Genomic DNA, 24,714 nt, shown 5'->3' with positions numbered 1-24,714 from the left:
CCCCGACGCCCGCCGTGCGGTAGGCCTTCCGCGTGCTGGAGTCTGTCCGCGCGGTCGTGCGCACGCTGGTCGTCCGAGCGGCGATGGCCGTCGAGAGCCTCCTGCAGGCGGGGGTGCTGCTCGTGCTGCGGGTCCGCGGACGGCACCTGCCGATGATCGTGCCGTTCATCGGGCACGGCAGCACGCGGCGCGTGCGGGTGGGCGGTCGGGTCGTGCTCGGTCGGCCGGAGGCGGCGGCGCCCGCCGTCGGGGTGCCGGAGGCGCCGGAACCGACGCTGCGCTCGCGGCGGGCCGTGCTGCGGGCCACCATCGCGCGCTTCCTCACCGTGGAGGTGCCGGGCGCGGCGGTGCAGGTCAGCGGGCCCGGCGTGGACGCGCAGGTGCACGCCGACCGGGACGGCTACCTCGACGCGGTCCTCGACGTGTCGGGTGACGCATTGGCGCCGGGCTGGCACGAGTTCACGATGCGGCTGGACGACGGGGCCGCGGCGTCCGCACAGGTGCTTGTGGTCCACCCGGAGACGCAGATCGGTGTGGTCAGCGACGTGGACGACACGATCCTGGAGACCGGGCTGACCCGGGGCATCGAGTTCCTGCGCGCCACGCTGCTCACACCGGTGCGGGACCGCACGCCGCTGTCCGGGGCGGCGGCGCTCTACCGGGCGTTCACCGGGCCGGTGGACGGCGCGGCACGCCCGGTCTTCTACGTCTCGACGAGCCCGTGGAACCTGCACGAGATGCTGCTGGAGTTCATCGCGATCCGGCGCTTCCCGCTCGGGCCGCTGCTGCTCACCGACTGGGGCCCCTCGCGCAGCGGCCTGTTCCGCATCGGCGCGCAGGAGCACAAGGTCGGGCTGGTCGAGCGGATGCTCCAGGAACACCCGCAGCTGGGGCTCGTGCTGGTCGGCGACAGCGGGCAGCACGACCCGGAGATCTACGCGACGCTGGCCCGCGCGCACCCCGAGCGGATCCGCGCGGTCTACATCCGCCGCACGCGCCACGCCCTGCCCGGCCGGATCGCGGCGGTGGACGCGTTGGCCGCCGAGATCACGGCCGGCGGCGTGCCGATGCTCGCCGTCGACGACAGCCTGCAGATCGCCACACACGCCGCGGACCTGGGGCTGCTCGACGCGGCGGCGCTGGCCGAGGTGCGGGCCGACTAGCGCGGGCTCACCCGACCGGGCTGAACGGTGCCCACCGCTGGATGGCGAATGCACCGCCGTTGCGGCGGACCTCGGCGGCACCCGGTCCCGGCAGGTGCGCGGGCAGCACCAGGGCGGACGTGTCGGCTGCGCGCTCCAGCATGCGGCGCCGCTGACGGATGGCAGCGGGAACGTCCTCGCTCAGGCATGCCTCGGCATCCGGTTCGAGGAGCTGCACCGGGGTGTGGAGCAGGTCGCCGACGAACAGGGCGCGCTCGCCGCCCGAGTCGAGGGCGAGCACGGCGGACCCCGGGGTGTGTCCCGGCGCCGATTCCAGGACGAGGTTGCGGTCGATGGGGTGGGAATCCTCCCAGAGCACCGCTCGGCCGTGTTCGTGAACCGGCAGGAGGCTGTCCTCGAACATGTACTGGTTCCCCACCGCGGCGTTGATCCCGCCCAGTGAGCCGTGCTTGGCGTGTCCGTTGAGCGGGTTCCAGTACTCGAAGTCCGCGCGGGGGATGAGGTACCGGGCGTTCGGGAACGTGGGCACCCACCGGCCGTCGACCAGCTGGGTGTTCCACCCGACGTGGTCGGCGTGGACGTGCGTGTTGACCACCACGTCGACCTCTTCCGGTGCCACGCCCGCGGCCGCGAGCCGGTCGAGGAAGTCGGTCTCGAGGTGTGACCACGGGGGCATGGAGGGGCGTTCCTTCCCGTTGCCCACCCCGGTGTCGACCAGGATCGTGCGGCCCTCGCTGCGCAGCACCCAGGTCTGCATGTACGCCTTGAAGGACGTGCTCCGCGCGTCCCAGAAGTGCGGCTCGAGCCAGTTCCGGTTGCGCTGCCACGTCTGCGCGGTCGTGCCCAGGAACACCTCCTCGGCCGGGGCGATGGCGCCTTGCCACTCGACCACTCTGGTGATCGTCACTTCCCCCATTTCGATCGTGTCGACGAAGCGCTCGGGCTCGCAGGCCGTACCACTCACAGCGGGTCTCCTCCTGGTTCGGAAAGATCACGCTATAGCGACCGGGATGGTCGTTCCCATGCGTAGAACCGCCGAATTCATACGCGAGGCGCCCGCTGGGTGGTCCGCCCGGTTAGGATCCGAGGGTGGACGTGTTCAGCGACGTCGTCGCCACGATGCGCGTGGGCAGGGCAAAGTTCACCCGCAGCCGACGCGCCGGAGCCTGGGGCAACCGGTACGGCCCGTACCCGGGCGCGGGCTTCCACGTGCTGCTGGACGGCTCGTGCTGGCTGATCACCGCTGGGGAAGGGCCGGTACTGCTGCATGCGGGGGACGTGGTCTTCCTGCCGCACGGCTCGCTGCACGGACTGTCCGATCGTCCCGACCGGCGCATCGCCGACCTGCCTCCTGCACCTCCTGCCGGGTCCGAGGCGCACTGCGTCGACCCGGCCACCGTCCGCGCTCACCTGCTCTGCGGGGCCTACCGGCTCGAGAAGGGCCTGGCGCACCCGTTCCTGCGCTCGCTCCCCGATGTCGTGCACATCGCCGCCACCTCCCGGCATCACGACCTGCGCACCGCGGTCGACCTGCTCGGCGCCGACCTCACCGATCCCCGGCCCGGAGCCGAGGCCGCCCTGCCCGCCCTCCTGGACCTGTTGCTGGTGTACCTGCTGCGGGCACGGCTGGCCGAGGAGAGCGCGCAACGCGCCGACAGCGGTTGGCCCGCAGCTCTGACGGACCCGCTGCTGGGCAAGGCCCTGCACCACATGCACCGGGACCCTGCCCGCCCCTGGACGGTGCAGGACCTCGCCACCACCGTCGGGATGTCCAGGACCGCCTTCGCCCGCCGGTTCACGGCCCTCGTCGGGCAACCGCCGCTGACCTACCTCACCTGGTGGCGGCTCAGCACCGGCGCCGGGCTCCTGCGCGAGACCGACCTCCCGCTCGCCCGGATCGCCCGGCAGGTCGGCTATTCCTCGGAGTTCGCGTTCTCCAATGCCTTCCGCCGAGAGTTCGGCATCGCGCCCGGCCGGTTCCGCCGTGCGCCGGCGGACCACGACGTCGGCTGACCTTTCCCGCGGACCGGCGCCCGCGACGTTCCCGCCCGTGTCACGACGCAGGCACGAGCACGCCTTCCCGCAGGAGGCGGCGCACCAGCACCACCTGGTCGGGTCCGTCCATGCCGGGCAGGTCCCCCACGCGGCACGGCTCGCCCGCGAGCAGCGCCCGCAGCGGCGGCGCGCACGCGCACGGCAGGCCGACCTCCCGGTCGGGGAGCTCCAACAAGACCCGGTCCCCGCGGGACACGAGGCGGTGGCGCAGCCCGGCGCGCAGCCGCACGGAGTCGCCCACGGCGAGCCCGTCGGCGAACGCGGCCGCCGCCAGCGGCCCGACCGGTTCGGGTCGCGCGCCCCGCCAGACCCGGCCGCGCAGCCGCCGGGCGACGTCCTCGGCGTCGACGTCGCCGAGCGCGTCGACGAGGGCCCCGCGCACGGCGTCCAGGTGCGGCGCGAGCTGGGCGGGGTCGGCCACGTCGATGCCCAGCGGCAGCGACGCCCGCAGTCGCGGATCCTGCGCGACGAGCGCGGTGAGCGCCTCGACCAGCGCGAACCGGGTGACGACGTGCACCCCGACCGTCAGGTGCGCGGACACCCCACCCAGTGCCGTGGCCGCGTGCAGCCAGCCGCGGGGCAGGTAGAGCGCGTCGCCGGGCTCGAGCACCGTGTCCAGGGTCGGCTCGTCGTCGCGGGCGCGTGCGGCGACCTCGTCCGCGTGGTCGTTCCACGGCTGGTCGCGCAGCGGGTCGTCGTGCACGGGGGCGTGCACGGTCCAGTGCTTGGCGCCGGCGAGCTGCAGCACGAACACGTCGTGCACGTCGTAGTGGGCCGAGAACCCTCGCGACGACGGCGGCGTCACGTAGGCGTTGGCCTGAACGGGATGCCCGAGCTCCGCGCTCAGAGCGGTGGCGAGGTCCGCGACGGCGGGCCAGGTGCGGTGCAGTGCCTGCAGCACCACCGTGGTGCCGTCGGCGAACAGCGCGGCCACGGCGTCGTCGCGCACCTGGTCGGCGATCTCCGCGCCGACCCCGCCCGGGCCGGTGAACGCGCGGGAGTCCACCACCGCCCCGTTGCGCGCGAGCCGCAGGAACGGCGTGCGCAACCCGCGCCGGGAGAGCAGTTCGTCGACGCCGTCGAGGTCGAGCAGGTCGCGGAAGCCGTCGGGGTCGCAGCCCCGGACCAGCAGCGGGGCCCGGCCCCAGTGCCGTTCGCCGAACTCGTCCGCGGCGGGCCCGGTGACCCGGGCGAGCGCGGTGGCCGGGCGGGCGGCCCGCCCGGCCACCTCCGCGATGCCGGCCTCAGCGGGCACCGCTGTCGGCTCCGCCGTCCTCGGTACCGGGGCTGCCACCTCCTGCGCCCGAGTCGGCCGGTCCTTCGGCGCCGCCGTCGGCCCCGCCGTCCTCCGCGCCCGGGGTCCCCCCGCCTGCGCCGGCGTCGGCCGGTCCTTCGGCGCCGCCGTCCGCCCCGCCGTCCTCGACACCCGGGGTGCCACCCTCCGCGCCCGAGTCGGCCGGTCCGTCGGTCCCGCCACCCGATGTCCCGCCACCCGGTGTCGTGGTCATGTCGTCGTCGTCGAGCGCCATGGTCTCCTCCTCGTTCCGTCGTCGATCGCCCCTCGGGCCTACCCGGATTCGAGGTCGCCAAGCGCGGACGGAACGTGGTTCCCCCGGTAGCGTCCGGCTCGTGGATCCGCACGAGAGCGGCCGGCTCGCACGCCGGCTCGAACCGCTGCACGCGATGACCTACTTCGCCCCCGAGACCGAGCAGCAGCTCACCGCCGCGGGCCTGCGCCCGGGGCGGATGTGCTACTTCGCCGGCCGGTCGGCCGCGATGGGGGCGGTCGGCGCGCCCGCCGTCGCGGCGACGTTCTACAACTTCAACCCCGCGCTGGTGGCCCGACACGTCCCGCAGGCCTGGTCGCTCGCGGCGCCGGCCGCTGTCCTCGACGCCCGGTTCGCCTCCGTGGACGCCGCGCTGCGGCGGATGCTGGGCGACGACGTCGTGACCTCGCCGGAGGTCGCCGAGGCCGCCGGGCTCGCGCGCCGGGCCGCCGAGGCCTGCTCCGGTGCCGGCAGGGCACTCGCCGCCGCTCACCTGGGCCTGGAGTGGCCCGCCGCGCCGCACCTCGTGCTCTGGCACGCCGTGACGGTCCTGCGCGAGCACCGCGGCGACGGCCACGTCGCGCTGTTGCTGGCCGCCGAGCTGCCGGGGGTGCAGGCGCTGGTGAGCTACACCGCCACCGGTCGTGGGTTCGTGCGGGAGTTCGCCCAGGCGAGCCGGGGCTTCTCGGCGCTGGAGTGGGCCGACGCCGAACGAGAGCTCGCCCGGCGCGGCCTACTGGACGACGACGGCGCGCTCACCCCGGACGGCGTGGCGCTGCGCGAGCAGATCGAGGCCGACACCGACCGGCTCGCCGCCGGCCCCTGGTCTGTGCTGGGGGCCGACGGCGCCGCCCGCCTGGGTGAGATCGGCGCCCGGCTGGTGCGCGCTCTCCTGGCGGCCGGCTGCTTCCCCGACAACGTGTTCGCCGCCCGGGGTGGGAGCGCGACCGCGCGCCGCTAAGCTCGTCCGGGTAAAGGGCGAGTAATGGGGCTTGGCCCCGGTGCAGGTCGGTCGATGCGGAGGAACGAGTGCTCGAGATCAGCACGCTCACCTGGTTGATGACGATCGGGGTGATCGTCGCGCTCCTTGCGCTCGACCTGATCCTCGCGGCGGCGCGCCCGCACCGCGTCGGCTTCAAGGAAGCCACGGCGTGGTCGGTGTTCTACGTCCTGGTGGCGGTCGCGTTCGGCGTCTGGTTCGCGATGGCCTACGGCGGTGACTTCGGCACCCAGTACTTCGCCGGCTACATCGTCGAGAAGAGCCTCTCGGTCGACAACCTGTTCGTCTTCGTGATCATCATGACGACGTTCGCCGTGCCGGAGGAGCACCAGCACAAGGTGCTGACGTTCGGCATCATCCTGGCGCTGATCATGCGTGCGATCTTCATCGCGCTCGGCGCCACGCTGCTGTCGCTGTTCTCGTTCATGTTCCTGGTGTTCGGGCTGCTGTTGATCTACACCGCCGTGCAGCTGTTCCGGCACCGCGACGAGGATCCCGACGTCGAGGACAACCCGGTCGTGCGGACCGCCCGGCGGCTCCTGCCGATCACCGACGACTACGTGGACGGCAAGCTCGTCACCCGCGTCGACGGCCGGCGCATGGTCACCCCGATGCTCATCGTGCTGATCGCGATCGGCAGCATCGACCTGCTGTTCGCGCTCGACTCGATCCCCGCGGTCTTCGGCGTCACGTCCGAGGCCTACATCGTCTTCGTGGCCAACGCGTTCGCCCTGCTCGGCCTGCGGGCGCTGTACTTCCTGGTGAAGGGCCTGCTGGACCGGCTCGTCTACCTCTCCACCGGGCTGGCGATCATCCTCGCGTTCATCGGGGTCAAGCTGATCCTGCACTGGGCGCACGAGGACATCTCGACCGCGGTGCCCGAGATCTCCACGCCCGTGAGCCTCGGCGTGATCATCGGCATCCTGGTGATCGTCACCGTCGCGAGCCTCGTGAAGACCCGCAACGACCCCACGGCCACCGCGCACGCGGGCTCGCTGAAGGCCCACAAGACCAGGCCCGCGGATCAGGAGCGCGGCTGACGGAAGGCGGCGGTGATCGATCCGAGCCGCACACCAGCGCATCACCACAGCCCTGACGCGCGGTTGGGCGCGATCACCAAGCTGTGATCCTTGCGAGTCGCACGTCCCTGCTGGCGTCGCCCCGCTGCTGTGCGACTCGGAACGGCCGAGCGAGCGTCCAGCTCGCATGATCAGCGGTTCGGTGCACGAACGGCGACATACCGCCGCCCGTGCACCGAACCGGCGATCACGCGTCCCGGCAGGGTGCCCGCGTCACCCGGTCGGCAGGCCCACCCCGCCGAGCGGGCGCACCGCGATCAGCTCCGGCGGCGCGGCGAGGTGGGTCACCACGTCCTCGAGGCCGACCTGGCCCAGCTCGCCGCCCAGCGCGCGGTCCGACGAGAGCGCGTCGGACCACAGCTCGGTGACCCAGACGATGTCCGGTTCGTCGGCGGACAGGTTCACCACGTACATCTCGCAGCCGGGTGCCTGTCGCATGTTGCCGGCGACGTTCAGGAGCGCGTCCGCCAGCGCTGCGCCCTCGCCCGGGTGGGCGGCCATTCGTACGTAGCGGCCGACGCGCTCCTCCTCGGCGCCCGGCTGATCGCGGGCCGCTCCGTCGATGCTCATCGTGCGACCCTAGTGCGGCGTCGGTTCGCGATGCCGGCGCCCGTGTGATCGGTGGGAGCAGTACGTCACGGCCCTTGCTGCCACGCTGAGGTGCTTCTCGTCCGGAGCTCGTCGTCGGATCTCCGGTGGGCGGGCCGCGCCGTGATCGTGGCGAGCCGTACGCCGACGTCGCGTACGCGCTCTGGTGTACGGGTCGTGTTCTCGGGGGCGCGACGCAGTGGATCTTCCTGAGCGCCCCGTCGCGCGAGCAGCGTCGACACCCGCATCCTCGCCTCGTGACTTCCGGACGTTCGCTCGGGTGGCGCTCGAGAATCGGCAGGGCGGGGACGTCTCTCGCAACCCGTGATCGACAGATCCCGTTCGGAGGTCCAAGCTGGGCGCCAGCCGCCAACGCGCGAGGAGGGGCGTGGACGGATCGAGTGCCGGGCAGCCGTTGCTGCAGGCCCGGGAGCTGCGCAAGAGCTACGGCTCCGTCGAGGCGCTGCGCGGGGCGTCGTTCGACCTGGCGGCCGGTGAGGTCGTCGCGCTGATCGGCGACAACGGAGCGGGCAAGTCCACGCTGGTGAAGTGCCTCAGCGGGGTGGAGCGCCCGGACTCGGGCGAGATCATCATCGAGGGCAGGCCGGTCGTGCTCGACACGCCGACCGCCGCCCGCGCACACGGCATCGAGACCGCCTACCAGGACCTCGCGGTCGCCCCCGACCTCGACCCGGCCGCCAACCTGTTCCTCGGCCGCGAGCTGCGCAGGCCCGGCCTGCTCGGCGCGCTCGGCATGCTCGACAAGGCCGGGATGCGCCGGCAGGCCGCCGAGCAGTTCGCCCGGCTCGGCGTCACGCTGCAGGACCTGGACGTGCCGATCGGGTCGCTGTCGGGTGGGCAGCGCCAGAGCGTCGCGGTGGCCCGGTCGGTGGTGTGGGCCAGCCGGGTGGTGTTCCTCGACGAGCCGACCGCCGCGCTCGGCGTCGTCCAGCGCGAACGCGTGCTCGACGTCGTCCGGCGCGTCCGCGACACCGGCGTCGCCGTCGTGCTGATCAGCCACAACATGCCCGAGGTGCTCGCCGTCGCGGACCGGATCGAGGTGCTGCGCCTCGGTACGCGGGTCGCCCGCCTCAGCGCCGCGGACGCCACGCTCGAGCAGCTCGTCGGCGCGATGACGGGTGCCCTGACTCCCGAGGAGGACCGGTGACCGAGGTCGAGGCGCGCCCGCGGCGCCGCACGATGGCACGGTTGCTCGGCGCGTCCACGGTCTGGATCGCGCTGGTGCTGGTGGCCCTGTGCGTGCTGTTCAGCGTGCTGCGCCCGGACGCGTTCCCCACGCTGTTCACGCTGCAGACGCTGTTGATCGAGGCGTCCGTGCTGCTGGTGCTGGCCGTCGGGATGACCTTCGTGATCATCACGGCCGGGATCGACCTGTCGGTCGGGTCGGTGCTGGTGTTCGCAGGCGTCATCGGCGCCACGCTGATGGAGGCGCTGAGCCCCGGTGGCGACGCCTCCGACGCCGGGCCGGGCGTCGTGCTGGCCGGGCTGCTCGGCGCGGTTGTCGGCGGAGGCGCGTGGGGCCTGCTCAACGGGCTGCTCGTGGCCATGGCCCGGATCCCGCCGCTGATCGTCACGCTCGGGTCGTTCGGCGCCGCGCTCGGGGCCGCCCAACTGATCACCGACGGCGTCGACGTGCGGACGGTGCCGCAACTGCTGCGCGACGGGCTCGGCTTCGGCCAGACGGCGCAGGTGCCGCACATGGTGGCGCTCGCCGCCGTCGTCACGCTGGCCGGTGCGTGGCTGCTGCACACCACGCGGTTCGGGCGTCGCACGTACGCGGTCGGCTCGAGCGCGGAGGCCGCGCGCCGCGCGGGGATCCCGGTGCGTGGGCACCTCGTGCGCGTCTACACCGGCGTGGGGTTGCTGGCAGGGCTCGCCGGCTTCATGTCGCTCGCCTACTTCGGCACCACCACGATCAGCGGCCACTCCACCGACAACCTGAACGCGATCGCCGCCGTCGTCCTCGGCGGCACCAGCCTCTTCGGCGGCGTGGGCTCGGTGTTCGGCTCGATGATCGGGGTGTTCATCCCGGCGGTGCTCACGAAGGGGTTCGTGATCGTCGGCGTGCAACAGTTCTGGCAGCCGGTCGCGATCAGCGCGGTGCTGGTGGCGGCGGTGTGGTTCGACCAGGTCCGGCGGCGGTCGCGGGACCGCCGATGAGGAGGAGCGCGATGAGGCGCACACGGGTGGGCAGCGTGGCGGCGGCCGCGGCACTGGCGGTGCTCGCCGCCGGCTGCGGCAGCGGCACGATCGGCGAGGGATCCGGTGGCGAGCCCGCCGCGCCGCCGGACAACAAGAACCTGGTGCTCATGCCGGGGGTCAAGGCCGAGCCGTTCTACATCTCCATGCAGTGCGGGGCGGAGGCGGAGGCGGCGAAGCTCGGCTACCAGCTCACCACGCAGGCGCCGGACCGGTTCGAGGCCGCGTTGCAGACGCCGATCGTCACCGGTGTGCTGTCCACGCAGCCGGCGGGCGTGCTGATCGCGCCCACGGACGACGTCGCGATGGCGAACCCGATGACGCAGCTGAAGGACGCCGGCATCCGGGTCGTCGAGGTCGACACCAGCCTGCAGGACGAGTCGGTGGCGCTCTCGACCGTGTCCTCGAACAACGAGCAGGGCGGGGTGCTCGCCGCGCAGACGGTGGCGGAGCTCGTGGGCGGGCAGGGCGAGGTCCTCGTCCTCAACACGAAGGCCGGGACCTCCACCACCGACGCGCGGGCCCGGGGCTTCGAGCAGGAGATCGCCAACCACCCCGGGATCACCTACCTGGGCCAGGAGTACACCGAGAACGAGCCCGCGGTGGCGGCCCAGAAGGTGTCGGCGACGCTGGCGGCGCACCCGGACCTCGCCGCCGTCTTCGCCACCAACCTCAACTCGGGTGAGGGCGCGGCCACCGGGCTGCGCAACGCCGGCAAGACCGAGCAGGTCCGTCTGGTCGGCTTCGACGCCAGCCCCAACCAGGTCGATGACCTGCGCACGGGCGAGGTGTCCGCGCTGATCGCACAGGATCCGGCGACGATCGGCCGCCAGGGCGTGCAGCAGGTGGTGGCCGCGATCGAGGGCAGGCCCGTCGAGCGCGAGATCCAGACCGATCTGGTCGCCATCACCCAGGCCGACATGGACGCGAACTCGCAGTACTTCTACCGCACGGAGTGCTGACGATCGCGGGCGTGGGGAGCCGTGACGGACTCGTACATTGCAGCAGCGGTGCATCCCGGTGACTGATCACGTGCGTTCGCCGGCTTCGATCGGGTGAGTCGCACGTCAGGGCCTTCGCGACCGCACTCACGTACGTCTCGCGCGCCGGCTCGCCGTCATGATCGCCAGGAATGGTGTGAGGGCGTCAGATTCGTCGCTGTGGCACCACTTTCACTGATCATGACCGCCCTCTTCATGATCAGATAGACGTGAGCGGGGTCCAGGAAAGATCCAACCCGCTCACGTCTACGTCGTCATCAAATCTCCTGTGGGCGCGCCGTCCCCGGCTCGCGGCTACTGCCTCACACCCCGCCCTGGTCCTCGGCGCAGTCGGCGAGGTTCCCCTGTTCCTTGCTCGTTGACGGGTGGCCGGGTTGGCAGAACTGCCGATCATCGGGGCTGGGTGGGCGGCCGTCCCCGGCGCGGGCCCAGGCCTGTTCGGGACGAGCCCCTCGCTGCTGGGTGCGTGCCCGCCTTGCGGTGGTCCCGATCCACCGCCTCGCGATGATCATCGGGCCGGCTCGAGGCGTGTTCAGCGTCGTGATCGGCGGGATCGGGACATCCGGCAAGATCGTTCCGAGATCCACCGGATCGCCCTGTCTGGGGCCAACAGCTCGATCTCGGAACGATCGATCATTCCGAGATCGAGGTGAGCGCCCTCGGCGGGGCGGATCCGTGGATCTCGGAACGATCATCGACCGGTGAAGGCCGTGGGTGCGCCGTCACCGGCATCCGCGGGCAGTGCGGCCGGCCGAGATCCATCGCGGCGAACCTGCACCTCCGTGCCCGCACTCCTGGTGAGGTGATCACCCATATCGCGTTGCCCACGGTGGCGGGATCTCGGTGTCCGACGTCGTGCGCCGCGACGTCGAGCGCGCTGCTCGGGTCGTGTGGTCGCACGCCCCGGTCACCCGATCAGCGACTCGATCACGTCGGCGGCCGCCGTTGCGCCGCCGGCGGCCCTGGCGATCTTCTTCTGCTCGGCACACCTATCCGCGACGTCCGTCGACGAGGCGACCCGCAACACCGCTGTGCGCAGCCGCTCCGGCGTGACCTCCTCGGCCGGCAGGTGCTCGCCGACACCGAGTTCGGCGAGCTGCGGGCCGTTGACGAACTGGTCGGCCGCCTGCGGCACGGCGACCATCGGGACACCGTGCCAGAGGCCCTCCGAGCAGCCGCCCATCCCGGCGTGCGTGACGAACGCCGATGCGTGCGCGAGCACCGCGAGCTGCGGCACCCACTCCCGGACGATGACGTCGTCGGGGATGTCGCCGAGCGCGGTGACGTCGACGTGCGGGCCGACGGCCAGCACGGTCGTCCAGCCGGTGCCGTGCATGGCGGTGATGCAGTCCCGCCAGAACCCCGGCCGGTCGTTGTAGGCCGAGCCGAGCGAGACCAGCAGCAGCGGGCGGTCCGACCTCGCCTCGAGGTCGGCGAACGATCCCTGGTGGGAGCGGTCGCCGATCACCGGCCCGACGAACGTGTAGCGGGCCCGGTCGACGCGGTCGATGTTCGGCTGCATCGCCTCGGGGATCAGGACCACCGACCGGTCCGGCGGGCCGAGGAACTCCCGGTTCCCGAGCCCGACGCCGACCTCGTCCAGCCAGGCGTCCATCTCGGACTGCCAGGCCAGCCCTTCCGGAGTCCCGTAGAACGCGTAGGCCTCGGCGAAGTCCTCCTCGAAGGTGTCCCAGGCGACCATGTGCGGGGCCAGCTCCACCCGCGGCAGCCCGTGCACCCGGGACAGCGCGTGCCCGGCCCAGCCGCTGCCGTCGTAGCACACGATGTCGGGCAGGTCGCCGGCCAGCGCGGCGGTGATCTGCGCGTACGCCGAGCGGGCCTCGTCGGAGAACAATCGCATCGCCTCGACCCCGCCCTCGGGCCACTGCTCGCCCTTCGCCGGGTCGGGAAGGTCGGTACGGATCGGCAGCGGGGTCGCGCCGGTGGCGGCGGCGGCGACGGCGAACCGGTCCGGGACGGGATACGTGACGCGGTGGCCGCGGGCGACCAGCTCGGCCATCACCGGCAGGTTGGGGTGCACGTGGCCGTGCGCGGCAGAGGTGGACATGAGGATGTGGCTCATCGGAACTCCTGGTTGGAACGGGCAGCACGGAAACCCGCGCGCCACTGTGGCGGCGGTGGGATGCGCCGGGTCAGGCGTACAGGAGTTCGAGAACCACGACGGCGATCATGCCAGGCCGGCTCGCCCGGGCGCATCGGAATTCCCCACCTGTCCCGTCACCGCCGAGCGGCGGAGCCGTTGATCGGTGCCGGCCAGTTCTCCGTCCGGCGGGACACCGCCCTCCGAGGACCGAGGCGATCCCCCACGGCGACGGTCCGGGGGGCACCGCTTCACCTTGCCCTCGACAAGCCGTCCTCCGTAGCCGACCGGCGTCCTGCCGAGAGCCCTCGCCCAGCTGGACGCCACCGGACGAATGCCGCGAGCGCGGACGGATCGTCAATGGATGCGGCGTCGGTGACTGCCCCGGGGTCCGCGCCCTGGAGGACCCGCTTGACAGGGACCTCGAGTCGTTTGCCGGTCCGCGTGTGCGGGAGGGCCTCCACCAGGATGACCTCGTCGGGCACGTGGCGAGGGCTCGCCTCGGCGCGGATCGCGGCCTTCACCGCGACGGCGAACGACTCGGCCACATGCTTGTCCGGCTGATCGGCAGGGACGACGAACAAGGGCATCCAGTAGTCACCGTCAGTCAGTTCGACTCCCACAACCAGGGAGTCGGCCACAGTATCGAGCCGATCCAGTACCGCGTAGATCTCGCTGCTGCCGATCCGCACGCCCTGCCGGTTCATGACGGCGTCCGAACGACCGTGCACGACGACGCCGCCGTCCTCGGTGACGGTGATCCAGTCACCGTGCCGCCAGACACCCGGGTAGCGGTCGAAGTACGCCGCGGTGTACCTGCTGGAATCCTCGTCGCCCCACAACCCGATCGGCATCGAGGGCAACGGGCGGACGACCACCATCTCTCCGGTCCGTCCGACCACCGGCCGGCCCTCGTCGTCCCAGGCCTCGAGCGCGACACCCAGTGTCGGGCCCTGGATCCGATCCGCGTGGACCGGCTCCGTCGGAATGCCACCGGCGAACGCCGAGCATATGTCGGTTCCTCCGCTCGCGGAGGCCAGCCAGACCGACGGCAGCTCGCTCTGGACCCACCGGGCGGTGTCCGGCGGCAGTGGCGATCCGGTGCTGCCGATCGCCCGCAACCGCAAGCCCGGTGCCACGTCGAGCGGCCGCGCCCCGGCGCGGCGCGCGGCCGTCAGACCTGCCGCGCTCGCCCCCAGGAAGTCGAGGTCGAGCGCCTCGGCGAGTCCCCACAGCGCCGAGGCGTCCGGCCAGACCGGGCTGCCGTCGAACGTGGCGATGGTCGCGCCGACCAGCAGCCCGGAGACCTGCAGGTTCCACACCATCCAGCTCGGTGTCGCGAGCCAGAGGAACACCGCACCTGGACGCAGGTCCGCGTGGAACGCGAGGAACTTGGTGTGCTCCAGGAGGATCCCGCCGTGGCTCTGCACGATCCCCTTGGGCCGTCCGGTGGTGCCGGAGGAGAACAGCACCCAGAGCGGGTGCTCGAACGGCACACGCGTGAACTCCGGCGCACGCCCGACGGCGACGACGTCGGCGTAGCGGGCACCCGCGCCGGCGGGCTCGAGTCCGAGGTTGTCGAGCCACAGCACCTGCTGCAGCGTGCCCAGGCACTGAGCCAACTCCGCGCTCTGCGTCCGGCGGTCGTGCCGGCGGCCGCCGTACCGGTACCCGTCCGCCACGATGAGCACCCGGGGTTCCAGCGGGCCGAACCGGTCCAGCGCGCCGGCGACGGCGTACTCCTGGGCGCAGGACGCCCAGACCGCGCCCACCGAGGCAGTGGCGAGCAGGCACACCACGGCCTCGGGCACGTTGGGCACGTAGGCGACCACGCGGTCGCCGACCCCCACACCCTGTTCGCGCAACCAGTGCGACACCGCCCCGACCGCGAGTCGCAGTTCCTCCCACGACATGTCGGAACGGACGCCGTCCTCGGTGAGGGAGGAGACTGCGGTCCCCTCCCTCCCCTCGGCGAGCGCGGTGGCCGCGAAGTTCGTCGTCGAGCCGGCGAACCACCTCACGTGCGGCATGCCCCGGCTCTCGTCGAGAACGGACTCCGGGGGCGTGACGTCGAGATCGAAGAAGTCGGTGATCGACTCCCAGAACTCGCTGAGTTCGGTCGTCGACCACCGCCACAACGCGCGGTAATCCTCGAACTGGAGCCCGGTGCGCTCCAGGTGACGCTGGTAGTCGGCGAGCCGGGATCCATCTGCGAACTCCGCCGAAGGCGTCCAGATCGGATCACCGGCTGTCATGGGCACCCGTCATGTGGGCGGCGAGGTCCTCCGGCATGACGAACGAGGGCGGAGGCGGCGGGCCCCAGCTGTAGAGGCTCTTCGGCCCCTCGAACACGCCCGGCTCCCAGAGCGCGTCGTCGACGATGCAGTCGATGTCGGAGTAGTACTCGGAGAAGTTCCCCGCCGGATCCTTGAGGTACCAGAAGAAGTTCGAGCCGACGTAGTGGCGACCGAGCCCCCATACGTGCCGAGCCGGATCCTTCTCCAGCATCGCCATGGCGCCGCGACCGATCTCGTCGACGTCGTCGACCTGCCAGGACGTGTGGTGCAGGAAGTTCAACGGCGCCTGCTGGACGAGCACGTTGTGGTGGTCGGTCGAGCAGCGCATGAACGACGCGATGGAGGGCACGACGTCACTGATCTTGAAGCCGAGCCCGTCGGTGAAGAAGCGCTGCGTCGCGGCCTGGTCGGTGGATCCGATGACCACGTGGCCCAGCTTGCGCGGACGCACGGCCCCGTCGCGGTGCAGTCCCGGAGCCCGCGTGTCCGGACGGTCGGCCCGTCCCGGTCCGTTGTACGGGGTCGGCGGCACAGCGGGCTGCTCCAGCTTGGGCAGCACCTCGACGACGGCCCGGAAGCCGGCGATCGGCTCGACCGCCTCGACCCGTCCCGGGGTGACCGTCGCGATGAGGCCGAGGCTCTCGATCTGCCGCGCGATGCGCTGGATGTCGTCCTCGTCCGTGGCGCCCACGGTGATCTCGACGACCTGGCGACGTGCGGCGTGGACGAGCCGAAGTTGCGTCCCGCCCTCCGTCGTGGCGTACCCGCCGTCGTTGGTCGGGCTCAGCCCGAAGTCGACGTAGTACGCAGCCGTCTCGGCGACGTGAGGAACCCCGATCGTCACCGATCCCAATCGATGTAGTGCCATCTTCGCTCCTTACGCAGGCTGCGTCGGATAGGACGTGCCGGTGCGGCAGGTCGAGGTGATCGTGCCGATGCCGTCGACCCACGTACTGAGAACGTCACCGGGCTTGAGGAAGACCGGCGGCTTGCGGGCGCCACCGACGCCGGCGGGGGTCCCCGTGAAGATGACGTCGCCGGGGAGCAGGGGCGTGACGTCCGACAGCCGGGCGATGATGCCCGACACAGAAAAGATCATGTTCCGGGTACGGCCGTGCTGCATCACCTCGTCGTTGATCGAGCATCCGATCCCGAGGTCGTCGGGGTCCGCGAGGTCGTCGGCGGTCACGAGCCACGGACCGACCGGCCCGAAGCCGGGGAAGGATTTGCCGAGACTGAACTGCGGTGCTGGTCCGACGAGCTGCCGGGTGCGCTCGGAGATGTCCTGGCCGATCGCCAGACCTGCCACGTGCGCCCACGCGTCCGCCTCGCTCACCCGGTGCCCCCGCCGACCGATGACCACGACGAGCTCGGCCTCGTAATCGACGGTGGTCGTCGGCAGTTCGATATCGGTGTAGGGGCCGCAGACCGAGGTCGGGAACTTCGTGAACACGGGTGGCTCGGCCGGTGGTTCGAGCCCGCTCTCCGTCGCGTGGTCGCGGTAGTTCAGCCCGATGGCGAAGACCTGCCGCGGAGTGGGCGAGGGCGAGCCGAGCTGTGCCCGGTCGATCTTCGCGCCCTCGGCGGTGAGGTTCACCGTGCGCGCCCAGGCGGCGAACTCGTCCCAGACCTCGAAGATCGCGGCCGGATCGGCATCGTATTTCCCGCCGCTCGCCTCGGCGACGTGGACGACCCGAGTCCCGTCGGTGAGCGCAGCTCGACCCGCGTAGTTCGCGAACCTCATGCGTCGGAGTCCATCCCCAGGCGACCACGGACTCCCGTCACCGGGTCACACCAGGCTGGGTGGTGCGAACCCTGACGCGGACGGTGGTCTCCTTGTGCGCTTCGACCTGGAGTTTGTGGCCGATCGATGCTTCGTCGCCCCAGACCAGGGTGAGCTCGGACCCGTCGATGGCCTTGGATTCGTCGATCACGCCCAGGGACACGAAATGCTTGTGATTGACGGTGTAGACGGGATCCATTCCGAACCCGACGGTGTCGTCACCGGACAGCACCTTGTCGTAGTGGATGATGGAGAACCAGGCTGACGGCACGCTCAGGAACTTCGCCCGTTCGACTCCGCCGAAAAGGCTACTGGCCACGACCCGTGCGACATCGTCATCGTTCCACTCCAGCCACACTTTGCGGCGCTGTGGGCCCTGGGCGACCTGCTCCAGGGCTTCGCGCCCGATGAAGTCGTGGTCGAACTTGACGGTCTTGCCGTATCCGAGGTCGTAGGGGGTGACGTAGTAGTCCTCGACATCGTCGGAGTGGAAGCTGCCGCCGAGGGAGGCTTGTCCTTCGAACCCCAGCGCCGGGAGCCACTCGCGGTAGGCCTTCATGTCGGTGCCGGTGTAGACCGCGGGAAGGGGCAACGCGATCCAGCCCGATTCGTTCGACGTCGTCGGGTAGGAGCGTGCGCCGCCGATCCGCATGCCGAACTGCTCGCCGGCCTCGACAAGGGCGTCGTAGACCTTGTCGTGATCACGCCAGGGGCCGGTCATCTCGAGACCGGTCATCTCATGGCCGGGGGTGCCGATCATGGTGTGGTTGAGAGCGCGGACCGTGGTGCCGGCGATGTCGAATTCGCCGATGTTGAAAAACTTGATCTTCGGGAGGGCCGTGCCCGCGGCTGCTGCGGCGATATCCAGAGCTCGTGGGCCCTGCAGCTGCAGCCGGAAGAGGAGTCGCTCGCCCGGGTTCCACATGCTGGCCTCGTCGCGCGTGACAGTGACGTCGTAGTCACCGATCTCACTCTGGTACTGGACCCAGTTCGCCGCTGCCGGGCCCCCGACGAGAGAGTACTCGTCGTCGGCGAAGGCGAAGAGGATCGCGTCAGCGATCACCTTGCCCTGCGGGTTGACGGCGACGAACTGCTTGGCCTTGTCCTTGCCGAAGTTGGCGAAGGAGTTCACACCGGTGTCGGAGAAGAGCCGCTTGACATCCGGCCCTGTGAAGTACACGTCGCTCATGTGGAACGACTGGTCGAACAGCACGGCAGTCCGGCGCCACGACTCCTGCTCGTCGCGCCAGTTCGTGTACTCCTCCTGAGGAATCGGGAAGCGGTACGGGCCACCGGGTAGTTGACGGAGCATCGTCGCAGCGTTGCCGCCGGCATTCTGGATCGACTGTTCGAGACTCTGCGGGGTCACGTGGTGGTGCCTCCTTCGTGCCGGCGGACGGCCGTGTCCTGGGCCCTAGGTACGGTACGAAGAGACCGAGCGGGCCACTATCCGCATTGCGTCGGTGGCACGTGCACTTTCCGAACTCGTCACCGACGCAGGCTGTTGAGCGTCTCGGAGGGCAGCTCGCCGAACTGCGCACGGTAGCGTGCCGCGAATCGTCCGAGGTGGGCGAAACCCCACCGCTGGGCGATCTCGGTGACCGTGCACTCGGATGGATCACCGGTGCGGAGATCGTCGTAGGCGCGTTCCAGGCGGGTCCGCTGCAGGTAGTGCAGTGGGGTCTCGTCGAGTTCCCTGCGGAACGCCAGTTCCAGGGCACGTACGCCGACATTGGCCGCGCGGGCGAGATCGATGACCGTGTACTCGGCGCCGGACTCGGTAGCGAGGAGATCGGTCACTCGATGCACGTGGGATGCCTTCTTCGCGGGCGGGGCACTGTAGATGATGTCGGTGTGGTTGTTGGGTACCGAGAGCCACATGGTGGCCAGCGCCTGCTCGCGCAGGTGTTTACCCAGAGGCGGCGGTATGTGCTGGTCCGGGCCGCACCGCGCGAATACCTCGGCGAACTGTTGCGCCGTTCCCAGGACGGGACGCAGCGCAGCACCGGTCACGAGCGCGGACGTCGCTCTGAAGGGGCTGCTGTCAGCCAACGGAGCGATCCAGCGCAGCGCCCTCGCCAGCTCGTCCGAGTCCGCCTTCAGGGCCAGCACCGCGGTCCCCGGCGTCCAGCGCATATACGTCCCACCATGGCCGGGTGACAGCACGACCATCGAGCGATCCGGTGTGGCGACATACTCCCGCCCATGCTGTTCGATCGTCAGTCTGCCGACGAGCGGCATCAGGACCGCGACGAAGGAATCGCATCCAGGACGAACGATCGTGATGTCTGCCCCGTAGCGGATGACCCCGACCGTCACCGACCCGATCTCGACCGCGCGGAAGTCGGCCGAGAAGTCCGCTGCTCGGCCGCGCACCCGGAGCCGGTGCGGAGCTGTGACGCGCGTGGCCGACTCTTGGGCCTCCAGAGGGTCCCTCGTGTGGAACAACTCGAAGTCGGCGAGTGGATCGCTCTCGGATCTGCCCGTTGTCGTCATCGGAACTCCAGCGCAGCGGTGCGATGGGAAGCAGCGTTCCCGCAACGTGTTGACGGCGGGCCGCGAGGTCGATCCTAGCCGGAATCAGGCCGGACGAGGCATTCCCTGTGGGGCACTCTGCGCCCCGGACGGCCAGGAACCGCTCCGCTCCGCGGAGGTGACGGTGTTCTTCAGGAGCATGGTGACCGTCATGGGGCCGACGCCGCCCGGCACGGGGGTGATGTACGACGCCTTCTGCCGAACCCCTTCGAAGTCGACGTCGCCGACGATCCGAGCGCTGCCGGGGACTCGGTTGATGCCGACGTCGATGACGACCGCTCCGTCCTGCACCATGTCCGCCGTGACGAGGCCGGGCACGCCCGCGGCGACGACGAGGATGTCCGCCAGACGGGTGAACTGCGCGAGGTCCCTGGTCTTGGCGTGGCAGATCGAGACGGTGGCGTCGCCGTGCATCAGCATCAGGCCGAGCGGCTTGCCGACGACGTTGCTGGCGCCGACGACGACCACGTTCTGTCCCGCGACCTCGATGCCTTCGTGGGCGAGCAGCTCCAGCACGCCGTACGGCGTGCATGGTGGGAATACGGGGTCGCCGACCACCAGGGCGCCGACGTTGTAGAGATGGAAGCCGTCGACGTCCTTGGGTACCGCGATGCTCTCCAGCACCTGCCGCACCTCCACCTGCGGAGGCAACGGGAGCTGAGCGAGGATGCCGTGGATGTCATCACGCCCGTTGAGCGTGTGGATCAAGTTCACCAACTCGGCCGTGGTGACACTGGCCGCCAGGTCGTACCGGATCGAGGAGATCCCCACCTTCGCGCATGCCCGCTGCTTGTTGCGGACGTAGACGTGCGACGCAGGATCGTCGCCCGCCAGCAGTACTGCGAGTCCGGGCACTACGCCCGAACGCCCCTGCAGCCGCCGTACGCGCGCGGTCAGTTCCCCGCGGATCTGCCCCGCGATGGCCTTGCCGTCGATGACTCGTGCGACCACGTCATCGCCCCGCCGAGACCGCGCTGCCGGTGGACTGCGGGAGTAGGCGAACGGCGCAGGGGCAACGGTCGCGCGCACCTCCATCTGCCGGTGCCGCTCCACCCGTGGCTTGCGCGAACCACCACCCGCCTCGCCCCACAACACGACGACCTCGGTGCCCGGTTCGGCCTGCGCGGCGTCGAGCATCGCGAGGGACAGGAACCGCCGCTCGTTCGCCGAGTATCCGCAGAAGGTCGAGAGGCCCACGGCCCGGCCGTTGGCGAACACGCTGTCGCGCTGGACCAGCAAGCCGTAGTCGGCGATGGGGAAGTCGAGGAACTTGCCCGGTGTCCCCTCGTCGAGGAGCGTGCCGACCACGGCCAGGACGTCCTCCTTGTGCCACATCAGCGTGACGCGGCGCCGCTGTTGTTCCTGTGCGAACTGCGCCAGTGCCTCCTTACCGATGAAGTCGTGGTCGAACTTCACGAGCTTGCCGCAGCCCAGGTCGTAGGGCGTGGTGTAGTAGTCCTCGATGCGGTCGGGGCGGAAGCTGCCGGCGAGCTGCCAGGTCCCCTCCCAGCCTTCGGCCGGGAGCCACTCTCGGTAGCTCCGCAGGTCCTGGGCGGTGTAGATGGCAGGCAGGGGGCCGGCGATCCAACCCGACTCGTAGTTGGTGCTGAAGTAGGCCTTCGTGCCGCCGCGGCGCATGCCGAACTCCTCGCCGGCGTGCAGGAGAGCATCGAGTACGGCGGCCTCGCCGTCGTACTCGCCGCTGATCTCGTAGGCCTTGTGGCGCCCTGCCATGCCGTGTCGGAGAACGAGGACATCGACGCCCGCGATGGTGGTGGTGAACGTGCGGGACGCGCCGGGGTCCGGCAAGGGCGCTCCGACCGCCTTCTCGAAGATCTTCGAGGCGAACGGACCGTCGAGCTGATACCGGAATCGGATGCGCCGACCGGTCTGGTTCTCCGCAGAGTTGTTGTCGCGCACGATGTTGACGTCCCAGTCGCCCGTGCCGGCGTGGTACTCCACCCAGTTCAGCAGCGGCATTCCGCTGACCAGCTCGTAGCTTTCTTCGCCGTGCGCGTACAGAATGCAGTCGCCGATCACGTAACCCTGCGGGGTGCAGCCGATGAACTGTTTCGCCACTCCGGGACCGAGGTTGGCGAAGCTGTTGACCCCGATCCAGTTGAGCATCGCCCTCGCATCGGGGCCGGTCACGAAGAGCTCGGGCATGTGGTGGGTCTGGTCGAACAGGACGGCCGATTCGCGCCAGGCGCGCTGCTCCTCCCGCCAGTTCGAGAACTCCGCCGGAATCGGAATCCGGTCGGTGCGGGTCCGGATGTTCAGGCCAGGGCTGTCATTGTAGAAGTAGTCGACGATGTCGGACTGGGCGCCGATGAGTTCCTGAAGGGATCGTGCCTGGGAGTCCGCGGCCATGCCTCTGATGCCTTCCTAGGTACGGTAGAGCCCGAGTCGGGGCTGCTGGGCGCTGCAAGACAGTGCGCTCACGCCCCACTGCTCCATCCTGGCGACCCAGCAGTGGCGGTCAACGGCGGTGCGGATATCGACCATTGCCGCTTCGCACCTTGCCCCTGGACGGCCCACAGCAGTGCCGAGCCGGTGGCCAGGTCGCGAACCGGCTGCAGCCGAAAGGCGTACGCGAGTTGAAGCGTCGTCGAGGTCGGAGACCATGGCGGTGCGGCAGGTGACCTGATCCCGAGGCAGCCGCGGCGAAACAGCCCTGAGCGGCCGCCCCGGCCGGGCGGTCGGAGGAGATGACGATGGAAAGCACCGCAGGACCGCTGGTCGACGTGCACGCGCACTTCGTGACCCCGTGGTACGTGGAGGCGGCTGTAGCCGGCGGATACCGCCATCCGGACGGGATGGCCTCGTGGCCGTCCTGGAGCCCGGAGGAGCACCTGCGGCTGATGGATGCGCACGGTATCGAACAGTCGGTCCTCTCGATCTCCTCGCCGGGCGTCTGGTTCGGCGACGTGGAGTCGTCGGTAGCGCTGTGCCGTCGTGTGAACGACTTCGCGGCCGGCGTGGTCGAGGACCACCCCGATCGGTTCCGGTTCTTCGCTTCGGTCCCGCTCCCGGCCGCCGAGGAGGCCATCGCCGAGGCTGCCCGCGCGCTCGACGAGCTCGGCGCGGTCGGCACGGTGGTGATGACGAACGCCGGCGGCATCCACCTCAGCGATCCGCGGGTCACCCCGTACCTCGACGAGCTGGACCGGCGAGGTGCGATCGTGTTCGTGCACCCGACCTCGCCGCCCGGATGGGAATCCACCGCGCTGGGCTTCCCTCGGCCGATGGTCGAGTTCTTCGCTGAGACCACCCGCGTGCTGTCGGCGATGCTCACCAGCGGCGACGTCGCCCGCCGCACCGGGTTGCAGATCATCGTGCCGCACTGCGGCGCGTCGCTGCCACTGTTGGTGGACCGGCTGCGGCTCTTCGCCTCGTTCGCGCCCTCGGTGTCGCGCGGCATCGAGGCCATCGATGACGGGATCGCGCGACTCTGGTTCGACCTCGCCGGCACCCCCCTGCCCGTACAGGCGGAGGCCCTCATCAGCCAGGTCGGCACGGGGCGGTTGCTCTACGGCAGCGACTACTGCTGGACGCCCACACGCCTGGTGGCCGCTCAGGTAGCCGCCCTCGACGACGGATGGCGTGCGGAGTCCCACGGCCCGTGGCGGGACCTGGTCGGCGCGAACGCCGCCGCCCTTCTGTCGGGCCTGCGCGCGACTCGCTGACATCCCCGCCCGGGCTTCGGCCGGCGCTCCGGACAACGGGCCCAGATCTCCGACACCCGGCCGACGTTGTTCGCCGGCCTGAAGAGCAACAGGATACGGAAGGACTGCCCGAACATGATCGAGCCAACGACGACTCGTGATGCCCTGGTGGAGCGACACCATCTTGACCGATGGCTGGTTGCGGTACGACGTAGCGTCAGCGCGGGAGCGCGGGCATGAGCACCGCTGTGGGTGCGCGCGAGCTGATCGATGCCGCGCCGGTGAGCCGCTTCCAGGTTCGGGTTGTTGCGATCTGCCTGTTGCTGAGCGTCATCGACGGATTCGACATCCTCGTCATGGCGTTCGCGGCCACGCCGGTCGCCAAGGAATGGGGCCTCAACGGGTCAGTGGTGGGCCTGCTCCTCAGCGCCGGCCTCGTCGGTATGGCATTGGGATCGGGGCTGCTCTCGCCCCTGGCCGATCGGGTCGGTCGCCGTCCACTCACCGTGCTCAGCTTGGTGCTGGCCACGACCGGAATGGCGCTCGGCGCGCTCGCTGCCGACGCCCTGCAGTTGGGCCTGCTACGGCTGGTGACCGGGATCGGCGTCGGCGGCTTGGTAGCCGGCCTGCCAGTCATGGTCGCCGAGTTCACACCACTGCGTCGTCGCGGAACAGTCATCGCCGTCTACGCCACCGGGCTCCCACTGGGCGGAGTACTCGGTGGGCTGGTCGCCACGGCGGCGATCAGCGGCATCGGCTGGCGTGGGACCTTCCTGGTCGGCGCCGCGCTCACCGCGGTCATGCTCCTCGTGGTTCTGGCTCTGCTCCCGGAGTCCATCGATTACCTGGCCCTGCAACGCACCCCCGCGGCACTGCGTCGCACGAACAGCACGCTGCGCAAGATGAACCTGCCGACGATGACCGCCTTCCCGCCGACAGAAGCCACACCGGTAGGGCGCGTCGCAGCGGTGCTCTCACGTCCGATCCTGCGGCGGACGCTCCTGTTGTGGCTGGCCATGTTCCTCCTCATGGCCGGCTTCTACTTCGCGGCCAGCTGGTTGCCGCGGCTGATCGGGCAGTCGGATCCGGCCCTGGCAGCAAACGCCGGATTGCTGCTGAACGTCGGCGGTGTCGTGGCCTGTCTGCTGTTCGCCGGAGCCGCACTCCGCGCATCCAGCGGCAGGCTCGCCGTCGGTACGCTGATCACCACCGGGATCGCGTCCGCACTCATCGGGCTGCTGGCCGACCACGTCGTCCTCCTGCTGATCGTCACCTGCATCCTCGGCATGGCCATGAACGCCAGCGGAGCTGGGCTGTACGCCCTGGCTCCGACGCTGTATCCGGCCGAAGCGCGCACGACCGCGGTGGGGTGGGCGTCGGCCGTAGGCCGGATCGGCGCGATCGCCTCGCCACTCCTCGTCGGACTCCTCGTCGGCGCCGGATGGACGGCCGGCCCGCTGTTCCTGCTCTTCGCACCGCCGCTGATCGTCGCAGGACTCGCAGTTCTGTTGATCCTCCGAAGCTCCACACCCACGCAGCGGTCGCGCTTCACCCGGAAAGTCTCGGGCCAGGCTAGTACTGCAACGGCACTTCGGCGTGTCGTGAGAGGCTGAGGCTCGTCCGGCGGTGATGATCACCGCGTGGTGGATCTTGCTGGGTGGGTCGCGTCGTTGGATGCGG

20 protein-coding genes are annotated in these 24,714 nt (G+C 70.6%); 9 read left to right on the top strand and 11 right to left on the bottom strand.

The genetic code is table 11. The features are described from left to right. The first annotated feature begins 32 nt into the window (after nucleotides 1-32). Nucleotides 33-1,163 (top strand): App1 family protein, encoded by a 1,131-nt coding sequence (locus CFP66_RS00105; protein WP_094919705.1) that lies wholly within the window; start codon nucleotides 33-35, stop codon nucleotides 1,161-1,163. A 7-nt stretch (nucleotides 1,164-1,170) separates the two neighbouring features. Here the strand turns inward: CFP66_RS00105 and CFP66_RS00100 are convergent, their stop codons facing one another. Beyond that, a complete protein-coding gene (locus CFP66_RS00100; RefSeq protein WP_369804935.1) occupies nucleotides 1,171-2,127 on the bottom strand; it encodes an MBL fold metallo-hydrolase in 957 nt (318 codons plus the stop codon). 125 nt (nucleotides 2,128-2,252) lie between these two features. Between CFP66_RS00100 and CFP66_RS00095 the strand changes: the two genes are divergently transcribed. Continuing rightward, the gene (locus CFP66_RS00095) at nucleotides 2,253-3,176 is read left to right on the top strand and encodes an AraC family transcriptional regulator (protein ID WP_094919704.1); all 924 of its coding nucleotides are present in this window, start codon (nucleotides 2,253-2,255) and stop codon (nucleotides 3,174-3,176) included. A gap of 40 nt (nucleotides 3,177-3,216) precedes the next feature. Here CFP66_RS00095 and CFP66_RS00090 read toward each other — a convergent pair whose 3' ends face one another. Beyond that, nucleotides 3,217-4,473 carry a cupin domain-containing protein gene (locus CFP66_RS00090; RefSeq protein ID WP_233159016.1) on the bottom strand — a complete coding sequence of 419 codons (1,257 nt, stop codon included), beginning with the start codon at nucleotides 4,471-4,473 and terminating at the stop codon, nucleotides 3,217-3,219. Next, entirely contained in the window at nucleotides 4,463-4,747 is a 285-nt protein-coding gene (locus tag CFP66_RS00085; RefSeq protein ID WP_094919703.1) for a hypothetical protein, read from the bottom strand. Before CFP66_RS00085 ends, CFP66_RS00090 begins: the two co-directional genes overlap by 11 nt. Before the next feature lie 154 nt (nucleotides 4,748-4,901). On the opposite strand from CFP66_RS00085, the gene CFP66_RS00080 reads away from it, so the two are divergent. Further along, entirely contained in the window at nucleotides 4,902-5,726 is an 825-nt protein-coding gene (locus CFP66_RS00080; protein ID WP_094921280.1) for a hypothetical protein, read from the top strand. Nucleotides 5,727-5,794: 68 nt separating this feature from the next. Then, nucleotides 5,795-6,805 (top strand): TerC family protein, encoded by a 1,011-nt coding sequence (locus tag CFP66_RS00075; protein WP_094919702.1) that lies wholly within the window; start codon nucleotides 5,795-5,797, stop codon nucleotides 6,803-6,805. A gap of 252 nt (nucleotides 6,806-7,057) precedes the next feature. On the opposite strand, the gene CFP66_RS00070 is transcribed toward CFP66_RS00075, so the two are convergent. After that, entirely contained in the window at nucleotides 7,058-7,414 is a 357-nt protein-coding gene (locus tag CFP66_RS00070) for a putative quinol monooxygenase (RefSeq protein WP_143517063.1), read from the bottom strand. A gap of 502 nt (nucleotides 7,415-7,916) precedes the next feature. On the opposite strand from CFP66_RS00070, the gene CFP66_RS00065 reads away from it, so the two are divergent. Genes CFP66_RS00065 through CFP66_RS00055 form a run of 3 tightly spaced genes read left to right on the top strand, consistent with a single transcriptional unit; the run spans nucleotide 7,917 to nucleotide 10,614 of the window. Then, nucleotides 7,917-8,600 (top strand): ATP-binding cassette domain-containing protein, encoded by a 684-nt coding sequence (locus tag CFP66_RS00065; RefSeq protein WP_369804969.1) that lies wholly within the window; start codon nucleotides 7,917-7,919, stop codon nucleotides 8,598-8,600. Nucleotides 8,601-8,632: 32 nt separating this feature from the next. Then, nucleotides 8,633-9,613: an ABC transporter permease gene (locus tag CFP66_RS00060; RefSeq protein ID WP_094921277.1), complete on the top strand. Its 981-nt coding sequence runs from the start codon at nucleotides 8,633-8,635 to the stop codon at nucleotides 9,611-9,613. An 11-nt stretch (nucleotides 9,614-9,624) separates the two neighbouring features. Next, nucleotides 9,625-10,614 (top strand): ABC transporter substrate-binding protein, encoded by a 990-nt coding sequence (locus tag CFP66_RS00055; protein WP_094919700.1) that lies wholly within the window; start codon nucleotides 9,625-9,627, stop codon nucleotides 10,612-10,614. A gap of 946 nt (nucleotides 10,615-11,560) precedes the next feature. On the opposite strand, the gene CFP66_RS00050 is transcribed toward CFP66_RS00055, so the two are convergent. From CFP66_RS00050 to folD, 7 genes are all read right to left on the bottom strand, one after another. Then, complete coding sequence (locus CFP66_RS00050) at nucleotides 11,561-12,736, bottom strand: macrolide family glycosyltransferase (RefSeq protein WP_094919699.1); 1,176 nt, start codon at nucleotides 12,734-12,736, stop codon at nucleotides 11,561-11,563. Between the two features lie 269 nt (nucleotides 12,737-13,005). After that, nucleotides 13,006-15,009, bottom strand: coding sequence for an acetoacetate--CoA ligase (locus CFP66_RS00045; RefSeq protein WP_094919698.1), 2,004 nt, complete (start codon nucleotides 15,007-15,009; stop codon nucleotides 13,006-13,008). Beyond that, on the bottom strand, nucleotides 14,996-15,919 hold the full coding sequence (locus CFP66_RS00040) for a VOC family protein (protein ID WP_094919697.1): 924 nt from the start codon (nucleotides 15,917-15,919) through the stop codon (nucleotides 14,996-14,998). The genes CFP66_RS00045 and CFP66_RS00040 overlap by 14 nt, the downstream gene beginning before the upstream one ends. A 9-nt stretch (nucleotides 15,920-15,928) precedes the next feature. Next, nucleotides 15,929-16,795, bottom strand: a complete 867-nt coding sequence (locus CFP66_RS00035; protein ID WP_094919696.1) for a fumarylacetoacetate hydrolase family protein — start codon at nucleotides 16,793-16,795, stop codon at nucleotides 15,929-15,931. Nucleotides 16,796-16,832: 37 nt separating this feature from the next. Further along, a complete protein-coding gene (locus tag CFP66_RS00030) occupies nucleotides 16,833-18,203 on the bottom strand; it encodes an aminomethyltransferase family protein (protein WP_198961168.1) in 1,371 nt (456 codons plus the stop codon). Between the two features lie 119 nt (nucleotides 18,204-18,322). Continuing rightward, complete coding sequence (locus tag CFP66_RS00025) at nucleotides 18,323-19,330, bottom strand: AraC family transcriptional regulator (protein WP_094919695.1); 1,008 nt, start codon at nucleotides 19,328-19,330, stop codon at nucleotides 18,323-18,325. 84 nt (nucleotides 19,331-19,414) lie between these two features. Beyond that, nucleotides 19,415-21,739 (bottom strand): bifunctional methylenetetrahydrofolate dehydrogenase/methenyltetrahydrofolate cyclohydrolase FolD, encoded by a 2,325-nt coding sequence (gene folD / locus CFP66_RS49825; protein WP_198961167.1) that lies wholly within the window; start codon nucleotides 21,737-21,739, stop codon nucleotides 19,415-19,417. 344 nt (nucleotides 21,740-22,083) lie between these two features. Between folD and CFP66_RS00010 the strand changes: the two genes are divergently transcribed. Both CFP66_RS00010 and CFP66_RS00005 read left to right on the top strand, forming a co-directional pair. Then, nucleotides 22,084-23,055, top strand: a complete 972-nt coding sequence (locus CFP66_RS00010; RefSeq protein ID WP_094919694.1) for an amidohydrolase family protein — start codon at nucleotides 22,084-22,086, stop codon at nucleotides 23,053-23,055. 227 nt (nucleotides 23,056-23,282) lie between these two features. Continuing rightward, complete coding sequence (locus tag CFP66_RS00005; protein WP_094919693.1) at nucleotides 23,283-24,647, top strand: MFS transporter; 1,365 nt, start codon at nucleotides 23,283-23,285, stop codon at nucleotides 24,645-24,647. Nucleotides 24,648-24,714 lie beyond the last annotated feature (67 nt).

Source organism: Pseudonocardia sp. MH-G8 (assembly GCF_002262885.1).
Lineage (GTDB): Bacteria > Actinomycetota > Actinomycetes > Mycobacteriales > Pseudonocardiaceae > Pseudonocardia.
The sequence above is the reverse complement of the archived record's forward strand: the minus strand, read 5'-3'. Positions and strand labels throughout refer to the sequence as shown.